The organism is Streptomyces sp. NBC_01016 (assembly GCF_026341035.1).
GTDB lineage: Bacteria > Actinomycetota > Actinomycetes > Streptomycetales > Streptomycetaceae > Streptomyces.
Map to the genome: position 1 here is coordinate 540,512 of NZ_JAPEOQ010000001.1, position 17,311 is coordinate 557,822.

Sequence of the window (17,311 nt, forward strand, 5' to 3'; positions counted from 1 at the left end):
GAGTTGGGGCCCACCCCTCTACATTCGGGGCGGGCCCCTTCCCCTGTGAGAGGAACCATCTGCATGTCGCTCGCCGAGACCTGGGACCGCTTCGCCAAGGAGCGCACACTTCGCCGTGCAGTGAACGCACGGGGCCAGTCGACGTGGCTCAACTGGACCCAGTACCCGGACCACGGCCCCGACGAGGGCGTTCTCGGCACGCCGTTGGCCGGCCTGAAGGTGTTGGAGCTGGGCTCCGGAAACGGCGACAACCTCGCCCACCTGGCCACGCTCGGCGCCACCTGCACGGGCGTGGACGTCGCCCCAAGCCGCGAGGCCGCCGCACGCGAGCGCTGGGGACACTTGCCCGGCCTGGACTTCCGCACGGCCGAGGCCGTCGACTACCTGACCACCGAGGCCGCCACCTTCGATGTGGTGCTGTCCATCTTCGGCGCAGTCTGGTTCGTCGACCCCGACGAGCTACTGCCCCTCGTACGGGCCCGCATGAACGACGGCGGTGTCCTCGCGTTCTCCCACCTCCCGGCCGACAGCCAGGAACTCAAGCCGGGCAGGGCCGGCATGCGTCACGACCACACACCCGACGAGTGGACCGAGTTCCTGCACCGCCACGGATTCACCGACGTCCGCACCGAGATCATCGAACCGCCGGCGGGCCAGAGCGCGGCAACGATGCTGATCCGGGCAACTGTGTAGGCGGCCGCTAGCCCTTCACCTACTCGTCGTGGCATGCGCCACCACTGCGCCCGACGGTGCGCCGTTGCGCAGGCATGAGTGAAGACAAACCAGCAAGGCCCCGGTCGCTCACCCCGGTCGGGGCTCTTTGCTGTGCGGCTACCAGTTCATGTGGCTGGGCACATCGCACGTCGTGGGGCCGGGCGATGGAGGGCAGTCGCCCAGGCCGAGCCAGACCAGCACCCCGGCGAGCGCCACCACGGCCAGACCGATCACCAGGCCGGTAGGGGTGATCAGGAACCTGCCGACGGGGCCGAGCTGCCGGTCGCGGGGCACTGTGGCCCGGCGCAGGTTCCAGAGGCCGAAGACGGCGACGGTGGCGACCCCGAAGGCTGCCGACACCCAGCCGTCGCGGAAGAGGCCCTGGGCGACGTAGGCGATCACGCCGCCGAAGATCAGCGCGTACATGATCCGGACGAGCACCTTATTGATCATCGTCGTCCCCCTTGTCCACGTACCGCTGGAGGGCCATGAACCCGGCGTAGAAGACGCCGAAGGCCAGCGGCGAGCCCCACTGTGGCGACAGGCCGCCGACGATGACCACGGCCATGACGACAGCCGTAGCGAGGGCGAGGGGGCGCAGGTATCTACTCATCGTCCCCCCTCTTGTCGGAGTGACGGCGCCGCCAGAGGCCGAAGCCGAGGGCGTCGAGCAGGGCCTTGACGACGAGATACAGCGCCCCACCGCCGAGCGTGAGACCCCAGCCGCCGCCAATGACGATGCCGACCGCGCCGACGACGACGGCGAGGACGACCGGCACCGCGAACTCCAGGACGGGCGGCTTCATCGGCGGAAACCTTCCGGCTGGGCGGCCTTGACGCGACGGCAGAACAACTCGAAGGGCACGGCGGCCACGACGGAGCCGCCGAGTACCCACCAAGCCTGGGGCGTGAAACCCTGTGCGATGCCGATGGTGCCGAGGACGAACCCGGCGCCCGCGAAGATGTGGGCCTTGCGGCGGGCGTGCTGGAAGCGGACCCACACCTCGACATTCATGGGCTGGGGCTTGATCAGCGGCATCGGCGCTTCACCTCGTCGCGCATGAGGCGGTCGAAGTGCGTCAGCCAGGCCCGGCGCAGGTCGCGGCGCTTGCGGCGCTTGCGGCGCTTCACGCGGATTTCCCGGCACCAGGCGCTGATGCCGAAGAGGCCGAGGACCAGGCAGAACACGCGGGCCCAGCCGGTGTACGTGGTGACGAGGTCGATGGTGGACAGGGTCCCCCCGGCGAGGGCGATGACCTCCCACTTGTCTTCGCGCAGGTTCACTTGCGCTGCTCCCCCGCCTTGAGCGCCGAGCGGAGCAGGAAGACGCCGAGGACGCACCAGGCGGCGGGTGCGACGCCTGCCCACCACGGCCACCCGAAGGCGAAGATCCCGATCACGCCGAGAATCTCCAAGAGGGCGGACGAGCAGACCGTTAGGAGTGCCGCGCCCTTGCGTATCGCGATGTTCTCGGGGCGGTTCGCGGGGGACCCATTGCGGATTCGCTGGATGACGCCGTAGATGATCAACCCGGCGAAGATGGCCCCGGCGATCGGCAGCTCCAGCCAGTCGGGCAGCAGCTCGCCTATGAGTCTCCCGGCACCTGTGCCGCTGTATGCCAGGTGGGCCACTGTGTTGCTCCGCTCGAAATAGCCCCCCGGCTGTCGATGTGTCCGGGGGACGCTAGGCGGCGGGCCAGGCGCGATGGAAATTGATCACGGGGATTCGTTACGGGTCTCACACAGGCTGGACGAGGTCAGCGCGCGGCCGGTGAGGCGGGCCGCAAGGCTGATGCCATGGTGACGTCCGAGAGACCGATAGTGATCTACCCGCCTGACGCTCGACGAGGTGTCGACGGGCCGGACATGTAGCGGCAGGATTTGCTTCCTTGCCGTCCGACTACGCCGCCCTTAGTCACTCGGCCCGTCGAGCGCCGAAGGAGACTGGGCTCACGGGCCCGGTCTCCAGATGCGCGGCAATGCGCGTGACCGTCCGTGCGTTGTCCTCGAACAGGTGCGCCTGCATGCCCGCCGTCCGGGCCGCCTCGACGTTGACTGGGACATCGTCGATGAACAGGCAGTTCTCCGGTCGCACAGCCAAGGCGGCGCACGCGGCATCGAACGCGCGCTGGTCGGGCTTCTCGATGCCGAGCTCATGCGAGTAGACGATCTGCTCCACCAGTTCGTCGAAGTGGTACAGCGTCGTCTCGCGCTCGCGGGCGCCGACAAAGCTGTTGCTCAGGATGCCCAGCCTGCAGGTTCCCCGCAGCCCTCGTACGTAGTCGATGAGCTCCTCGTTCGGCGTCCCCAGGTACTCCGCCCAGAGATCCGCCATGAAGGCTTCGGCCAGGGAGCCATCGAGGCCCAAGCGGGTCGATACCTGCTCCTGTACCTCTCGCTCACTGATGCTCCCGACGCTCCCGGCCCGCCATACGTCGTGCATCCGCTCGTCGACGGTGCCCAGTGGCAGGTCCAGCCGCTCTTCCCACCGTCGCACCCACCCGGTTTCCGGCGTGATCTCCAGAACGCCGCCGATATCGAGGATGACGCAAGAAATGGTCACTCAAGTTCTCCTCTGGCTAGAGCTGCCGGAAGTAGACAGCTACCGGGTTCTGGATGCAACCGAGTTGCTCGTAGAGAGCCCTGGCGGGTGCGTGGAAGGAGTCTCCTCCCGTGCCGATTTCGACGATCTCCGCTCCGCGCAGGCGCATCTGCTCGAAGGCGTGCTCGCACAGGGCCGTACCCACGGCGTGGCGGCGGTGCTCGGACGAGACCGCGAGGATCACGACTTCGCCGTGTCTGCGGTCCGGGTCGACGGCCCACGCCACGTAGCCGGCGATCACGCCTGCCACCTCGGCGACGGCGACGTAGGAGTGGCGCTCGGGGGCGTGGAGTTTCGCGATCTGTCGTCGGTAGTCGTCGCGCCAATTGCCGTGCTGGACCGTGAAGATGACCTCGCCCATCGAGGGGCGGAAGACCTCCTCGAAGAACGGCCGGAACGTCTCGATGGTCAGGTCGGTGAGTGGAGCCACGTCGTCGTGGGCGAATGCGCGGATACGCATCGAAGGGTGCCTTTCGGGCTGAGGGCTGAGGGCTTGGGACCCAGGGGAAACTGGGCATGGGTCGGCCCGCTCCCGCCCCGAACGAGGGGCGGCGAGTCGGGGCCCTCAGACCCGCGTGCGCCAAGCGGCAAAGCACTCCATGGACCGGATCGTAGTGCCGACGAGTGCTTGTGTAGATCGTCCCCCTGTTGAGGTTGAGGGCGGCCCTCCACGAAAAGCGGGCCGCCCCGACGGCTACGGCCGCTGCCGTTGCCGCATCGATCCCACCGTCCGCAGCACACGGTCCGCCCGCTCCCGCAGCTCCGGATGCGCGAGCACCGTGTTGCGCAGGCCGCGGACCGGGCGGCGCCAGAGGCGGTGGGCGGCTGCGGCGGGGTGGGGGCGGGTCGCGAAGCCCTCGGCCACGCGGAGTTCGCGGGTCTTGAGCCAGTCCTTGTACTCCTTCTCGCCGCGACCCCAGTCCATGAGGCGGATGCCCTCGCGGCCCGCGGCCTCGACCATCCGCAGGTGCATGAGGAGGCCCGGGGAGTAGTAGCTGAACTCCGGGTCGTATGCGGTGAACCAGGCCGCGAAGACCGTCTTCGACGTCGGGCCGAAGTGGGCTGCGACCGGGCGGTCGCCCGCGTAGATGACCGAGAGGACTCCCGTGAAGTGGTCCTCTCGGACCTGGAAGAGATGGTCCGTCAGGTGCACGATCCACGGGCGGGCGAAGCGGTCCATGCGGCCGGTGCGGCGGTACTGGGCCGACTTCCAGCGCATCAGCTGGTGCAGGACCTTGGGGTCGCGCTCGTCGTAGACGAAGCGCATCTCCCCCACGTTGCGGGTCAGGCGGCGCTCCTTCTTGAGCGTCGTCTTGGCCTGACCGGGGTACGTCGCCCTCAGCCACTCCTCGTACGTCTCATGGCTGCCGTCCTTCAGGTCGAGGACGGGTGAGGCGAACGTTCCGGTGACGTAGCGGCCGAAGGGTCTCTGTTCCTCGACGAGGTGGTCGAACTCGAACACCGACAGGCCGCAGGCGCGCAGGAGTTGGCGGGTGTCCCAGGTGACTCCTGGCCGGTGCACCAAGGCCTGGCAGTCGGACAGGCCCATGCCGATGGCGCGGCCGATGCCCGCGGGCCCCTTCTCGTACGGGAAGAATCCGACGGGTTCGGCCCCCTCCCGCAGCACCGCCACGTGCGCGCGACCCTTGAACCTGGCGACCCCCTCCGCGAACTCCGGTGCCAGGAACGGGTTTTGGAAGTCCGGAGACTGCTCCATCGTTTCGTGCCAGGCGGAACGCAAGGACGCGCTGAGCTCATCGGCTCTGTACGTCGTGATGTTCAACGTCGGTTCGACCGCCCTTCACCGCGGGTGCATGGGCCGGCGCTCGGACCGGTAACCGGACAGGTGCGTTGATACGCGAGCATGCTGCTCATGGGCCCCCCTCTTCCCCCCATGGGGCTCAAAGGTCGCGAAACAGTACGCACGCTGTCAAGAGCCCATCGGGGCAAGTAGAGCACTCAACGCATGGATTTGGTCTACGAGTTGACACAGGCGTTGATACGGGCGTGGACGTGCATGTCGTGCCAGCCGTCCGTGTGCAGCGCCGAGCTGCGGCGCGTGCCCTCCAGCGGGTAGTCGGCCTTGAGCGCCACCTTGCACGAGGGCTCGTTGCGGGTGGAGTGCAGGAGGTCGATGCGGTGGAAGCCGACATCGAGGGCCCAGTCGGTCATCGCCGCCAGCGCCCTGGGGGCCACGCCCAGGCCGCGGGCGGCCGGCAGCACCCAGTAGCCGACCTCGGCGACGCCCTCCATGAGGTTCATCTGGCGCAGCGCCATCCTGCCGAGCGGCGCCCCGTCGGCCGCCCCGGCCACGAACCACTGGGCGGCCGTCTCCTCCCGCCATCCCTCGTGCGTCGACGTCACCCAGTCGCGGGCCTCGTCCACGGACTCCATGCCGCGGATGTGCCAGTAGCGCAGGGCCGGGTCCTGGAAGGCGTCGTGGATCGCGGGGGCGTCGGTGAACTCGGGTGTGCGGAGGACGAGTTCACCGTCCGTCGAGTGGAGGGTCGGTTGTGGGCCCGACGCCAGGGTGCCGGGCTTGATGATGTGCGGGATGTCGATCGGCATGATCCGCATCATGGCCGGATGCGGTCGCGGCGCGCATCCGGATAACGCCTCGGGGCTCCGCCCCGGACCCCGCTCCTCAATCGCCGGAGGGGCTGAAATTGCGGACCGGCGCCGTCTCCGGGAGGCGCCATATGCACAGCGCGCTCGCGAGGCCCGCCAGCGCCATGTACCCGGCCAGGTACCAGGGGCGGTCGCCACCCGCGTCGACGAGAAGCGTCGCCACGAAGGGCGAAGTCCCCGCGAAGATAACGCCGTTGATCTCGCGGACGAAGACCAGACCGCTGTAGCGGACCTCGGTCGGCAGCGACTCCGCGTAGAACGTGCCGGTGACCGCGAAGATCGAGTTCAGCATCAGCGCGAAGGCGACGGTGATCGCCAGGTAGATCAGCCACGGCTCGCGCGTGTCCACCAGCCAGAAGAAGGGGTACGCGAAGAGCGTGATGGCCACCGCGCCGCCGATCATCACCGGCTTGCGCCCGACCCGGTCGGAGAGCGCGCCCGCCAGGGGGATCGTGAGGATCGAGACCGCCGAGGCGATCGTGATGCCGAGGACGGAGGTGCCGGAGGAGAGGCCCAGCTGGTTGGTGAGGTAGCTGGGCAGATAGCCCTGGATCGCGTACGAGGCGATGGCGGTGGCGCAGCCGGAGCCGATGAGCAGGGCGATCGCCTTGGGGCGGGTCTTGATCGCGGCCAGGACCGGGAGCTTTTCGCGCTTTCCGCTGTCGCGGGCCTGCTCGAACTGCTCGGTCTCGGGCGCGGCGTTGCGGATCAGCAGGGCGATCACGACCACGAAGGCGCTGGCCAGGAACGGGATGCGCCAGCCCCAGCTCAGGAAGTCGTCCTCGGGCAGCGTCGAGACGGCGGCCACCGCGCCGGAGGCGATGACGACGCCGATGAACTCGCCCGCGCCGGGCAGCGAACCGTAGAACCCGCGCTTGCCCTCCTCGGCCGCCTCCGTCGACATGACGTACGCGCCGCCGAGCTCGGCGCCGACGCCGAAGCCCTGCATCATCCGGCAGAGCACGAGGAGGATCGGGGCCCAGATGCCGATCGCGTGGTACGTCGGCAGGAAGCCGATGGCGAGAGTGCCGACGCCCATCAGGATCACGGTGAGGATCAGCACCGGTCGGCGGCCGATGCGGTCGCCGAGGTGGGCCAGGACCAGGCCGCCGATGGGGCGCACGGCGAAGCCGAGCCCGAAGGTCGCGAACGAGGCGAGGGTCGCCGCGAACGGCGAGACGTCCGGGAAGAAGACCTTGTTGAAGACGAGCGCGGCCGACGCGCCGAAGAGGAAGAAGTCGTACCACTCGAGGATCGACCCGACGACGCTCGCGGCGGCTGTGCGGCGCTGGCGGGTGCGCGCGCTCATCACCTTCGCGTCTCTCGGAGCGGACGGCTCCTTGTGGGTGGATGTGCTCGTCGTCGGGCTCATCTCACTCTCTTTCCGGGCTCGGTGGGCCGACTGACGACCCGATGTTGCAACATATGCACGCCTGTTGCGTGAAGGCTGCTAATGTTCTTCATGGGCCCATCGGGATGTCAATGGGATGTCATTGGAGGACGGCGAATGTCCGGTACGGCGGTCTGCCTCGGCGAGACGATGGCGCAGGTCACCCCCGCCGACGGCGAGGGGCTCGAGCGGAGCCGGGAGCTGCGGCTCGCGGTCGCCGGTGCCGAGTCGACCGTGGCGCAGTACCTCGCGGACCTCGGGCACGAGGCCGCGTGGGTGAGCCGGGTCGGGGACGATCCGTTCGGGCGGCGGATCGTCGCGGCGGTCGCCTCGCGCGGCGTGCGCGTCGACGGGGTGCTCGCCGATCCGGCCGCCCCCACCGGCGTGTACTTCAAGGACCCGGGCCCCGACGGCACCCGCGTGCACTACTACCGGGCGGGCTCGGCCGCGTCCCGGATGACGCCGGCCGACGCGGACCGCGTCGACCTGACGGACGTACGGCTGCTGCACCTCACCGGGATCACACCGGCCCTGTCGGACGGCTGCGCCGAGCTCGTGGACACCCTCATGGAGCGGGCGGCGGACAGCGGGACGCAGGTGTCGTTCGACGTCAACTACCGCCCGACGCTGTGGCGTTCACGTGACGCGGCGGCCGATGCGCTGCGTGCACTCGCCCGCCGCGCCGATGTCGTACTCGTAGGGCGCGACGAGGCCGAGACGCTGTGGGGCACCTCCACCGCCGAGGACGTACGGGAACATCTCGCGCCGCGCGGCATCCTCGTGGTGAAGGACGGGGATGTGGGGGCGACCGAATTCGCCGGTGCGGGCGGCGAGTTCGTGGCGGCGCCCGTCGTCGATGTCGTCGAGACGGTCGGTGCCGGGGATGCCTTTGCTGCCGGGTATCTGAGCGGGCTGCTGGGCGGTTCCACGCCCGCCGAGCGGCTCGCGCTCGGGCATCGGCTGGCCGGGCGGACGCTGCGCAGCATCGAGGATTACGTTCCCGCCACCACACAGGAGCGCTGACCCCATGTCACAGACCGTCCGTCGCGCCATCGACATCCTCGAGTTCATCGCCCGCCGCCCGCGCACCCAGACCGAGGTCGGCGAGCACCTCGGCGTGCACCGCTCGACCGCGCTGCGCATCCTGGAATCCCTGACCGAGGGCGGCCTCGCGCGCCGGCTCCCCGACGGCCGTTACGCGGTCGGGCACCGGCTCGCCGGGCTCGCCCACCTCGCCCTGGAACAGTTCGGACTGAAGGACGTCGCGGGCGAACACCTGCGGCTGCTCGGCGAGCGCTGCGGGCACACCGTGCACCTCGCCGCCCTGGAGGGCGAGCGGATCGTGTACGTCGACAAGGTCGACCCGGTCGACGGGGTGCGCCTCTACTCGCAGATCGGCCGCCCGGTCACCCTGCACACCGCCGGAGTCGCCAAGGCGATCCTGGCGCACATCCCCAGGGAACGGGCCGACGCGCTGCTCGCCGACTGCGACTTCGCGCCGCACACCAGCACGACGATCACCTCCCCCGACGCCTACCGCAAGGCCCTCTCCGAGGCCAGGGCCCGCGGCTGGGCCGTCGACGACGGCGAGTACGAGGATTTCGTGAACTGCGTCGCGGTACCCGTACGGGACAGCAGCGGCGAGGTCGTCGCCGCCGCGTCCGTGACCGCGCTCAAGGCCAGGGCCGACCTGGGCGCGCTCGAATCCGAAGTACTGCCCGACCTCATGACCACCGCCGACACGATCTCCAAGGAGCTGGGATGGCGTCCGTAGCCACAACGTTCGATGAGCTGTTCGCCGGAGTACCGGTGATGGCGATCCTGCGCGGCATGCCCGCAGACAAGTCCGTCGAACTCGCCGTACGCGCATGGGAACTCGGCATCGAGTGCGTCGAGGTCCCCGTGCAGACCGAGGAGGCGGCGGGAGTGCTGGCCGCCGTGGTCGCCGCGGGCCGGGAGCGCGGGAAGCCGGTCGGCGCGGGGACCGTCACCACGACCGAACGGCTCGGGTGGGCGGTGGACGCGGGCGCCGCGTTCACGGTGGCCCCCGGGTTGAACGCGGAGGTGGCGCGGGCCAGTCTCACGGCCGCGCTGCCGCATCTGCCCGGCGTGGCCACCGCCACGGATGTGCAGGCCGCACGGGGGATCGGGTGCACGTGGCTGAAGGCGTTCCCGGCGAGTGTGCTCGGGACGGAGTGGTTCCGGGCGATGCGGGGGCCGTTCCCGGAGGTGCCGTTCGTTGCCACGGGCGGGATGGATGCGGGGAACGCGGCCGCGTATTTGGCGGCGGGGGCGAAGGTCGTCGCCGTTGGTTCGGCGTTGGAGGATCCGGAGCAACTTCCTTTGTTGGCGGAACTGTTGCGGCCACAGGGGTGAACGTCGCGGGGCTCTGCCCCGGACCCCGCGCCTCAAGCGCCGGCGGGGCTGCATTGGGCTCAATCGCCGCCGAAGCCTATTCGTAAGGATGCGTCATGAAGATCACCTCGCTTACCACTTACCTTGTTGCTCCCCGTTGGCTGTTTTTGAAGGTTGAGACCGATGAAGGGGTCACCGGGTGGGGAGAGCCCGTTGTCGAGGGGCGGGCGCACACTGTCGCTGCTGCCGTCGATGAGCTGAGCGACTACCTCGTCGGGCAGGATCCGCTGCGGATCGAGGACCACTGGCAGGTCATGACGAAGGGCGGGTTCTACCGCGGCGGGCCCGTGCTGTCGTCCGCCGTGTCCGGGATCGACCAGGCCCTGTGGGACATCAAGGGCAAGTTCCACGGCGTCCCGGTGCACGATCTGCTGGGCGGCGCCGTCCGGGACCGGATGCGGATGTACTCGTGGATCGGCGGCGACGACCCGAGCGAGGCCGCCGAGCACGCGGCGCAGCGCCTCGAACAGGGCTACCGCGCCGTGAAGATGAACGTCGGCGGCCGGATGCGGCACCTCGAGCCCTCGCGCGAGATCGACGCGGTCGTCGAGCGCGTCGCCTCCGTGCGGGACGTGCTGGGCCCCGACGGAGGCGTCGCCGTCGACTTCCACGGTCGTACGTCCCCGGCGCTGGCCAAGCAGCTCGCCCGCGCCCTCGAACCGCTGCGCCCGATGTTCATCGAGGAGCCGCTGCTCCCTGAACTCACATCGCAGTACGGCGAGTTCACCGCGTCCACGTCCATTCCGGTCGCCACCGGTGAACGGCTCTACTCCCGCTGGGACTTCGACCCGGTGCTGCGTTCCGGCATCGCGCTCGCGCAGCCCGACCTGAGCCACGCGGGCGGCATCTCGGAGACCCGGCGGATCGCCGCGCAGGCCGAGGTGCACGGTGTGGGCCTGGCCCCGCACTGTCCGCTCGGGCCGATCGCGCTCGCGGCGTGCCTCCAGGTCGACTTCGCGTCGCCGAACGCGTTCATCCAGGAGACCAGCCTCGGCATCCACTACAACGTGGGCTCCGACCTCGGCGACTACCTCGTCGACCCGTCCGTCTTCGCCTTCGACTCCACGGACGGGCACATGGCGCGGCTGACCGGGCCCGGGCTCGGCATCGAGATCGACGAACAGGCCGTGATCAAGGCGGCCGCCTCCGGCCATCGCTGGCACAACCCGGTGTGGCGCCACGCGGACGGTTCTTTCGCGGAGTGGTGATCACGCCCGATTAAGCCCCTGCGGCGATTGAGCAGGCGGCGCCGTGGCTGAGGCCTCGGGGCTCTGCCCCGGACCCCGCGAGTCTCGTCCCAGAGCGGGGCTTAAATGGGGCCTACCTGAGCTCCTCGGGGCACGGCGTCCCCCGAGGCAACTGGTACGGCGCCGCAAGGCGATACGTGCCGGGCTTCGGGGCCAACAGCTCCGTCCACGCGTCCCCCGCCTCGTCCTTCTCCGTCTCCACCAGGCACCCGTGCACGTTCGCGTACCGCTTCGGGAGGGAGTCGTTCGCCTCCCGCGCCCGCTTCGACGCCTCCGTCTCCTTCGGCGCCCCCAGGCTCTTGCCCTCGGCGTCGACGACCGACAGCCACGGCGAGTACGGGACGCGGATGTGTACGCGCCCCGGCCGGGTCACCTCGATGGTCAGCTCGCCCTGCTCCGCCGCGTCGACGACCGCGTGCGGCTCGGCGAGCGGCGTCGGGTCGGTGACGGCGAACAGCTGCCAGTTGGCGTCGCCCCACACCTGCTTCAGGTACGGCAGACCCCGCCGCACCAACTGCCGCTCGCGCTCCGCGCCCTTGCCGTCCGGCTCGTCCTTGGGCAGCACCACATAGTGAACGGCCCAACGCCGCAGCCACTCGCGGTAGTTCGCCGAGTTGAGGGTGTCGTCGTAGAAGAGCGGGTTGCGCTCCATGTCGGCCTGCCGGTTCCAGCCGCGCGCCAGGTTCACGTACGGGGCGAGCGCGGAGGCCTCGCGGTGCGAGCGGGCGGGCACCACCTCGACGCGGCCGTGCTCGGCGCGGACCTCCTGCAACTCGTTGACGAGCGGCGCCAGTTCACGGGCCCAGGAGGCGGCCGGGGTCGTGCGCACGACGTCGTCGACCGACTTGAAGCCGATCCACGCGTTGAAGGCGACGAACGTGACCACGAGGACGTACCACTTGCGCGAGCGCTTCTGCGTGAACGGCAGCGCCGCGAGCAGCGCGACGCCCGCGAACAGCATCGGGAGCCGGGTGATGTTGGAGCCGATCTGCGAACTGATCAGCCACACCAGGAGGGTCGCCAGGGTGTAGACGGCGGACGTGATCCGGACCGTCACCCACTCCTTGGGCACGAGGACGTACACGAGGACGCCGTACACCATCGGCAGCAACGCCGACCAGAACGACATCGGCTGCGTACCGGAGAACGGGAACAGCCACGCGGAGAGCACGACGACGGCGGTCGGCGCGAGCCCGAGCGCGTACGCTCCGGGCCGCCGCTTCTGCAAGAAAAGCGCCACGGCGACGAGTCCGACGAAGAGCCCCGCCACCGGCGAACAGGCGGTCGCGATGCCCGCGAGCGGCGCCGCCACGGCCGCCTTCGCCCAGCGCTTGTAGCGCCAGCGGTACGGCCAGCAGAACACCGCGGCCGTCGCCGCGAGCCCGAACATCATGCCGAGGCCGAAGGTGACGCGCCCCGACGCGGCGTTGCACAGGAGCGCGAAGACGCCGGCGAGCGCGGGCCACAGGGGCTTCGCCACCACCCGCGTACGGATGAGGATCATGGTCAGCAGCGTCGCCGAGAGCGTGCCTGCGCCCATCATCGTCGTGCGCACGCCGAACACCGACATCAGATACGGCGAGACCACGCTGTACGACACCGGGTGCATGCCGCCGTACCAGGCGAGGTTGTACGCGGAGTCGGGGTGCCGACCGACGAACTCGGCCCAGGCGTCCTGCGCCGCGAGGTCCCCGCCGCTGTTCGCGAACGTGAAGAACCAGATGAGATGGAGGAGTGCGGCGACCGCTGTGGCGAGGGTGACGGGGTGCCGGACGAAACGCGCCAGGCGCGTGCCGACGTCCGGTTCGCCGGTGGCCGCATTCGCTGTGTTCGCATGCCCTTTGGGCTGCTCGGGGACTTGTGTCCGGGGGCGGCTCCCGCCCGTCCCGGGCTTCGCGTCGTCGGCGCGCGTCGGCCTCGCTGTGGCCACTCCCTACACTCCCGTTTACCCGTGTGCCGTTGTGAATGAACGGGTGGGCGTCCCCCGCCTGCCCGGTCTCGCGACGCTAGCACGGGGTCCGCGAACGGGCGCCGTGGGAGGCCGAAGGGCTTCGGCCTCCCACGAGCGGACCGGGGGGCGGTCCTTGGGGCGATCAGCCGACGCGGGTCAGCTTCGCGCCGAATCCGGGCTCGGTGAGGCCCTTCTGGAGGGCCACCGGCACCTCCACGGCGCCGCCCTCACCGTCGCCGACCTCGAGCACGCCGACCGTCTCCCCCGACTTGCCGGTGTGCGGCACGGACTTGCCGTCCTGGTCGGCGAGTTGCAGGTGCACGGTCTTGCCGGCCCAGCCGACGGCCTTGACGTCCTTCGTGACCGTGACCGGGGTGTGCCCGCCGAGCTGGTCGTCGACGTAACCGACGACGTCGCCCTTCTTCAAGACCGTGGACGAGGTGACGGCGTCCTGGGCAGCGAGCATCGCGGTCTTGCTGACCGCGTTGACCGTGTCGATGATCGGCGCCTTGTGCTGGCCGAGGATCGCGCCGACGACCGTGACGGTCGAGCCGCCGGCGTCCTTGGTGGCGGCGAAGAGCAGGTTGCCGCCGGCCTTGGTCGTCGTGCCGGTCTTGATGCCGATGGCGCCGTCGTAGGGCACCAGGCGGTTGTAGTTGGTCCACTTCTTGCCGGACGGGTCGGTCCAGGTGGGCAACTTGGTGATGTCCGTCAGCGCCGGAATCTGCACCAGCTCGTTGCCGAGCTTCACCTGGTCCTCGGCGGTGGAGACGGTGCTCTCCTTGAGGCCGGAGGGGTCGGTGTAGGTGGTGTTCTTCATCCCCAGCTTCTTGGCGGTGGCGTTCATCTTCTTGACGAACGCCTCCTCGGAGCCGGCGTCCCAACGGGCCAGCAGACGCGCGATGTTGTTCGCGGACGGGATCATGACCGCCGCGAGCGCGTCCTTCTGGGAGATCTTGTCGCCCTCCTTGACGGTGTTGAGCGTCGACTCGTTCTGCCCGTCGGCGTCGTAGCCGCCCTCCTTCTCGGCGGTGGCGTCGACGGTGATCGACGGACCGTCGGCGCCCGCCTTCAGCGGGTGGTCCTTGAGCACGATGTACGCGGTCATGGACTTGGCGACGGAACCGATCGGCACGGGCGTCTGCTTGCCGAAGTTGTCCATCGTGCCGATGCCCTGGACGTCCATCCAGCCCTGGCCCTCGCCCGGCCACGGCAGCGACGCCTTGTCGCCGTCGAAGCTGTACGTGGCGTCGCTGGTGAGCGTGAGGGACGGCGTCGGCAGCGGACGAACGGCCTGCACGACCCCGAACACGATGATCAACAGGATGACGAGCGGCGTCCACACCTTGACCCGGCGCACCGCGGTACGGACCCGGGTCTCCGCGGGCGGCGGGGTGTTGGTCAGCTCGGCGAGCAGGTCGAGCGGCGGCTTCGGCGGCAACGGCTGCTGGGTCGTCCGCTCGGCCGGCTCGACGGTGGGCTGCTCGGCCTCCGGCGGCAACTCCTTACCGGTGGCCTTGCCCTCATCAAGCCCCTTGAGCGGCACGAACTTACTGCTCTTGGCGGTCCCGGCCGCCTTGAGCGTGGTGGTCGGCTGATCAACGGGCTGCGGGACGGCCTTGAAGACGGCGGTGGGCTGGTCGGCCTTGCCGTCACCCTTGGCGTCGGACTTCCCGTCGGCCTTGGCGGCCTGCTTCCCGCCCGCCTTGGCACCGGCCTTGTCGGCCGACTTCCCATCGGCCTTGCCGTCGGACTTGGCGTCCGCGGTGCTGGCGGCCTCGGCGACCGGCTTCCCGCCGGCCTTGGCGGCCGCCTTGCTGTCGGCCTTGTCGGCCGGCTGGACGTCGGCCTCGGCGTCCGGCTGGGCGCCGGATGTAGCGGCTGACTCGCTGTCGGCCTTGTCGACCGGCTTCCCGCCGCCCTTGGCGCCGGACTTAGCGGCCGCCTTACCGTCGGCCGACTTCCCGTCGCCCTTGGGACCGGACTTGGCGTCCGGCTTCGCGCCGCCCTGAGCGGCGGACGTGGCGTCAGTCTTGCCGTCGCCGCGGGCATCGCCCTTGGCGGTCGGCTGCGCGTCGGCCTTGGGGCCGGACTTGCTGTCGGACCTGCTGTCGCCCTCAGCGGCCGGCTTGGCGTCGGCCTTGGCGGCTGCCTGGGCACCGGCCTCGGCGACCGACTGCACGTCGGCCTGAGCGCCGGACGTGGCGTCCGCCTTGCCGGCTGACTTCCCGGCGCCACGGGCGTCGGACTTGGCGGCCGGCATGGGGCCGGGCTTGCTGTCGCCCTCAGCGACCGGCTTGGCGCCGGACTTGACGCCGTCCCGGCCGTTGCTCCGGGCATCGCCCTTGGCATCCGCCTGGGCGTCCGTCTTGCCGTCGCCCTTGGCGTCGGACTCGCTGTCGCCCTCAGCGGCCAGCGTGGCGTCAGCCTTGGCGGCCGTCTTGCCGTCGCCGTGGGCATCGCCCTTGGCAGTCGGCTGCGCGTCCGCCTGGGCGCCGCCCGTAGCGGCCGTCTTGCCGCCACCCCCGGCGGCGGACTTGCCGCCACCCTTGGCGTCGGACTCGCTGTCGCCCTTGGCGGCCGAGGCGGCGGCCGCCCTGCTGCCGCCTGTAGCCGCCGCCTTGCCGTCGCCCTCAGCGACCGGCTTTGCGTCGGCCTTGGCGCCGCCCCAGGCATCGCCCCGAGGATCCGTCTGGGCCTCGCCCTGGGGATCCGCCTGCGCGTCGCCCTCAGCAGTCGGCTTGGCGCCCGCCCCGGCGGTGGACTTGCCGTCACCCTTGGCGGCCAGCCTGCCGTCGGCCTTGGCGCCGCCCCGGGCATCGCCCCCGGCATCCGCCTTGGCGGCGGGCTTGTCGGTCGGCTTGTTGTCGCTCGTGGCGTCCGCCTTGTCGTCGTTCTCAGCGGCCGCCTTCGCGCCGGAGGGCTTGTCGGCGTCGGTCGTGGTGTCGTCCGCGTCGGAGTCGGCGTCACCAGTGGAACCGGTGGCCGAGTTGGTGGGCTTGGCGCCCGCACCCGCACCCGCGGCCGCGGAATCCGCCTCCCCGTCACCACCGCTCGAATTTGCAACTGCAGACGCGTCGGTGGGGCTCTCGTCGCCCGCCACCCAGGCCGCCACGGCCGCCCGCAGGCGGTCGTCGCCGGCGTCCGGATCGGGGGCCGAGGCGCCCGTATCCGGGTCCTCGCCCGCCGCGTCGCGGACCGAGAACACCGCCGTCTCCTGGTCCACGCCCCGCGACACCGCGAGACGCGGGTCCTCCGGAGCCGGGCCTCCCGACGCCTTGTGCTCTCCCGACTTGTCGGGGGTCCCCGCCACCGATGCCTCCTCGACCGAATGAACCACTCAACCACTTGTCGCCGGACAGACCAGCCCTGTCCGAACCATGTACCAGTGTCCTGTGTGGGGGCTTAACCCACGTGGTAGACGAGAACGACATACCTACAGGTTCCCGTCCAAACCCCCCACGCACTCTCGACAGACCAATGTGAGAGGGGTCACCCTGTCATTCATCCACGCGGGGAGGCATGGATGGGCAGGAGCCGCAGAACACTTCCGGAGGAGCTTCTGCTGCTCGCTCTGGACCCGGCCACGGGTACCACAGCGCAGCCGCAGTCGCTCGACCTAGGTCTGGCCGGAGCACAGCTAGTAGAGCTGGCGCTGGCCGGACGGATAGCCCCAGACGGGGATCGTATCGCCGTGGTGGCACCACGGCCGACCGGAGATCCGACTCTGGACTGCGCGTTGGAGTTGCTGCGAAGGCGTGGCGCTCCCGTACGGGCCGTCCACTGGATAGGCGGGCCACGACTTGGCCTGCGACAGACCTACCTCTCGCACCTGGAGCGGTGCGGCATGGTGCATGCCGTGGCCGGACAGATGTGCGGGGTACTGCCGACGACTCGCTACCAAGCGACGGAGTCGGCGGTCAGCCGGGAGATCAGAGCCCGGCTGGACAGCGCGATCCGCACCGGGGTCCCACCGGACCCACGGACCGCGGCGCTCGCCGCACTGGCCCATGCGGTCGGACTCGGCAAGCACCTGTATCCGGGCAACGAGGGCAGGTCCTCACGCTCCCGGCTGCGGGACCTGATCAGGCACGACCCGATGGGCGGCCTCGTGGCGCACGCCGTGATGGACGTCCAGAACGGTGTGGCGGTACAGCCACGCCGCTCACCGGCCCCCTCGGCCGGTCGGGGCGCACCGGAGCCCGCTCGCGGCGTTCCGATGCAGCCACGCCGCGGTTCCATGGCTCGGGCCGTGGCCCACTAGGCGAACCGCAGCACCAGCACCACCCGCAGCACCACAAGCACCACCCGTAGCACCACAGCGCCGCACCGTAGTCCCCAAGAACCGGTCCGGGAGCCGCTGTA

General features: G+C 70.2%; 19 protein-coding genes. 6 read left to right on the forward strand and 13 right to left on the reverse strand.

Features of this window, described 5'->3' with window-relative positions; all coding sequences use genetic code 11:
- The first annotated feature begins 63 nt into the window (after nucleotides 1-63).
- Nucleotides 64-693, forward strand: coding sequence for a class I SAM-dependent methyltransferase (locus OG746_RS02570; RefSeq protein WP_266711222.1), 630 nt, complete (start codon nucleotides 64-66; stop codon nucleotides 691-693).
- A gap of 138 nt (nucleotides 694-831) precedes the next feature.
- On the opposite strand, the gene OG746_RS02575 is transcribed toward OG746_RS02570, so the two are convergent.
- From OG746_RS02575 to OG746_RS02625, 11 genes are all read right to left on the reverse strand, one after another.
- Nucleotides 832-1,167, reverse strand: a complete 336-nt coding sequence (locus OG746_RS02575) for a hypothetical protein (protein WP_266711223.1) — start codon at nucleotides 1,165-1,167, stop codon at nucleotides 832-834.
- The gene (locus tag OG746_RS02580) at nucleotides 1,157-1,327 is read right to left on the reverse strand and encodes a hypothetical protein (RefSeq protein ID WP_266711224.1); all 171 of its coding nucleotides are present in this window, start codon (nucleotides 1,325-1,327) and stop codon (nucleotides 1,157-1,159) included. Before OG746_RS02580 ends, OG746_RS02575 begins: the two co-directional genes overlap by 11 nt.
- Nucleotides 1,320-1,520 carry a hypothetical protein gene (locus tag OG746_RS02585; RefSeq protein WP_266711225.1) on the reverse strand — a complete coding sequence of 67 codons (201 nt, stop codon included), beginning with the start codon at nucleotides 1,518-1,520 and terminating at the stop codon, nucleotides 1,320-1,322. The genes OG746_RS02580 and OG746_RS02585 overlap by 8 nt, the downstream gene beginning before the upstream one ends.
- On the reverse strand, nucleotides 1,517-1,753 hold the full coding sequence (locus OG746_RS02590; protein ID WP_266711226.1) for a hypothetical protein: 237 nt from the start codon (nucleotides 1,751-1,753) through the stop codon (nucleotides 1,517-1,519). Before OG746_RS02590 ends, OG746_RS02585 begins: the two co-directional genes overlap by 4 nt.
- Nucleotides 1,744-1,998: a hypothetical protein gene (locus OG746_RS02595; protein WP_266711227.1), complete on the reverse strand. Its 255-nt coding sequence runs from the start codon at nucleotides 1,996-1,998 to the stop codon at nucleotides 1,744-1,746. Before OG746_RS02595 ends, OG746_RS02590 begins: the two co-directional genes overlap by 10 nt.
- On the reverse strand, nucleotides 1,995-2,345 hold the full coding sequence (locus tag OG746_RS02600; protein ID WP_266711228.1) for a hypothetical protein: 351 nt from the start codon (nucleotides 2,343-2,345) through the stop codon (nucleotides 1,995-1,997). Before OG746_RS02600 ends, OG746_RS02595 begins: the two co-directional genes overlap by 4 nt.
- A 283-nt stretch (nucleotides 2,346-2,628) precedes the next feature.
- Nucleotides 2,629-3,276, reverse strand: a complete 648-nt coding sequence (locus OG746_RS02605) for an HAD-IA family hydrolase (RefSeq protein ID WP_266711229.1) — start codon at nucleotides 3,274-3,276, stop codon at nucleotides 2,629-2,631.
- A gap of 16 nt (nucleotides 3,277-3,292) precedes the next feature.
- Nucleotides 3,293-3,775, reverse strand: coding sequence for a GNAT family N-acetyltransferase (locus tag OG746_RS02610; protein WP_266711230.1), 483 nt, complete (start codon nucleotides 3,773-3,775; stop codon nucleotides 3,293-3,295).
- A 234-nt stretch (nucleotides 3,776-4,009) separates the two neighbouring features.
- Nucleotides 4,010-5,098 (reverse strand): GNAT family N-acetyltransferase, encoded by a 1,089-nt coding sequence (locus OG746_RS02615; protein WP_266711231.1) that lies wholly within the window; start codon nucleotides 5,096-5,098, stop codon nucleotides 4,010-4,012.
- Nucleotides 5,099-5,292: 194 nt separating this feature from the next.
- A complete protein-coding gene (locus OG746_RS02620) occupies nucleotides 5,293-5,883 on the reverse strand; it encodes a GNAT family N-acetyltransferase (protein WP_266711232.1) in 591 nt (196 codons plus the stop codon).
- Nucleotides 5,884-5,959: 76 nt separating this feature from the next.
- On the reverse strand, nucleotides 5,960-7,315 hold the full coding sequence (locus OG746_RS02625) for an MFS transporter (RefSeq protein ID WP_266711233.1): 1,356 nt from the start codon (nucleotides 7,313-7,315) through the stop codon (nucleotides 5,960-5,962).
- Between the two features lie 135 nt (nucleotides 7,316-7,450).
- Between OG746_RS02625 and OG746_RS02630 the strand changes: the two genes are divergently transcribed.
- The 4 genes from OG746_RS02630 (at nucleotide 7,451) to dgoD (ending at nucleotide 10,956) form a co-directional block, all read left to right on the forward strand.
- On the forward strand, nucleotides 7,451-8,356 hold the full coding sequence (locus OG746_RS02630) for a sugar kinase (RefSeq protein ID WP_266711234.1): 906 nt from the start codon (nucleotides 7,451-7,453) through the stop codon (nucleotides 8,354-8,356).
- A gap of 4 nt (nucleotides 8,357-8,360) precedes the next feature.
- Nucleotides 8,361-9,107: an IclR family transcriptional regulator gene (locus OG746_RS02635; RefSeq protein ID WP_266711235.1), complete on the forward strand. Its 747-nt coding sequence runs from the start codon at nucleotides 8,361-8,363 to the stop codon at nucleotides 9,105-9,107.
- Nucleotides 9,095-9,709: a bifunctional 4-hydroxy-2-oxoglutarate aldolase/2-dehydro-3-deoxy-phosphogluconate aldolase gene (locus OG746_RS02640; RefSeq protein WP_266711236.1), complete on the forward strand. Its 615-nt coding sequence runs from the start codon at nucleotides 9,095-9,097 to the stop codon at nucleotides 9,707-9,709. Before OG746_RS02635 ends, OG746_RS02640 begins: the two co-directional genes overlap by 13 nt.
- A gap of 95 nt (nucleotides 9,710-9,804) precedes the next feature.
- Nucleotides 9,805-10,956: a galactonate dehydratase gene (gene dgoD, locus OG746_RS02645; RefSeq protein ID WP_266711237.1), complete on the forward strand. Its 1,152-nt coding sequence runs from the start codon at nucleotides 9,805-9,807 to the stop codon at nucleotides 10,954-10,956.
- Nucleotides 10,957-11,068: 112 nt separating this feature from the next.
- On the opposite strand, the gene OG746_RS02650 is transcribed toward dgoD, so the two are convergent.
- Entirely contained in the window at nucleotides 11,069-12,925 is a 1,857-nt protein-coding gene (locus OG746_RS02650; protein ID WP_266711238.1) for a DUF8823 domain-containing protein, read from the reverse strand.
- A gap of 163 nt (nucleotides 12,926-13,088) precedes the next feature.
- Nucleotides 13,089-16,259, reverse strand: a complete 3,171-nt coding sequence (locus OG746_RS02655; RefSeq protein WP_266711239.1) for a D-alanyl-D-alanine carboxypeptidase — start codon at nucleotides 16,257-16,259, stop codon at nucleotides 13,089-13,091.
- A gap of 213 nt (nucleotides 16,260-16,472) precedes the next feature.
- Between OG746_RS02655 and OG746_RS02660 the strand changes: the two genes are divergently transcribed.
- Nucleotides 16,473-17,210, forward strand: coding sequence for a GOLPH3/VPS74 family protein (locus tag OG746_RS02660; RefSeq protein WP_266711240.1), 738 nt, complete (start codon nucleotides 16,473-16,475; stop codon nucleotides 17,208-17,210).
- Nucleotides 17,211-17,311: the final 101 nt, after the last annotated feature.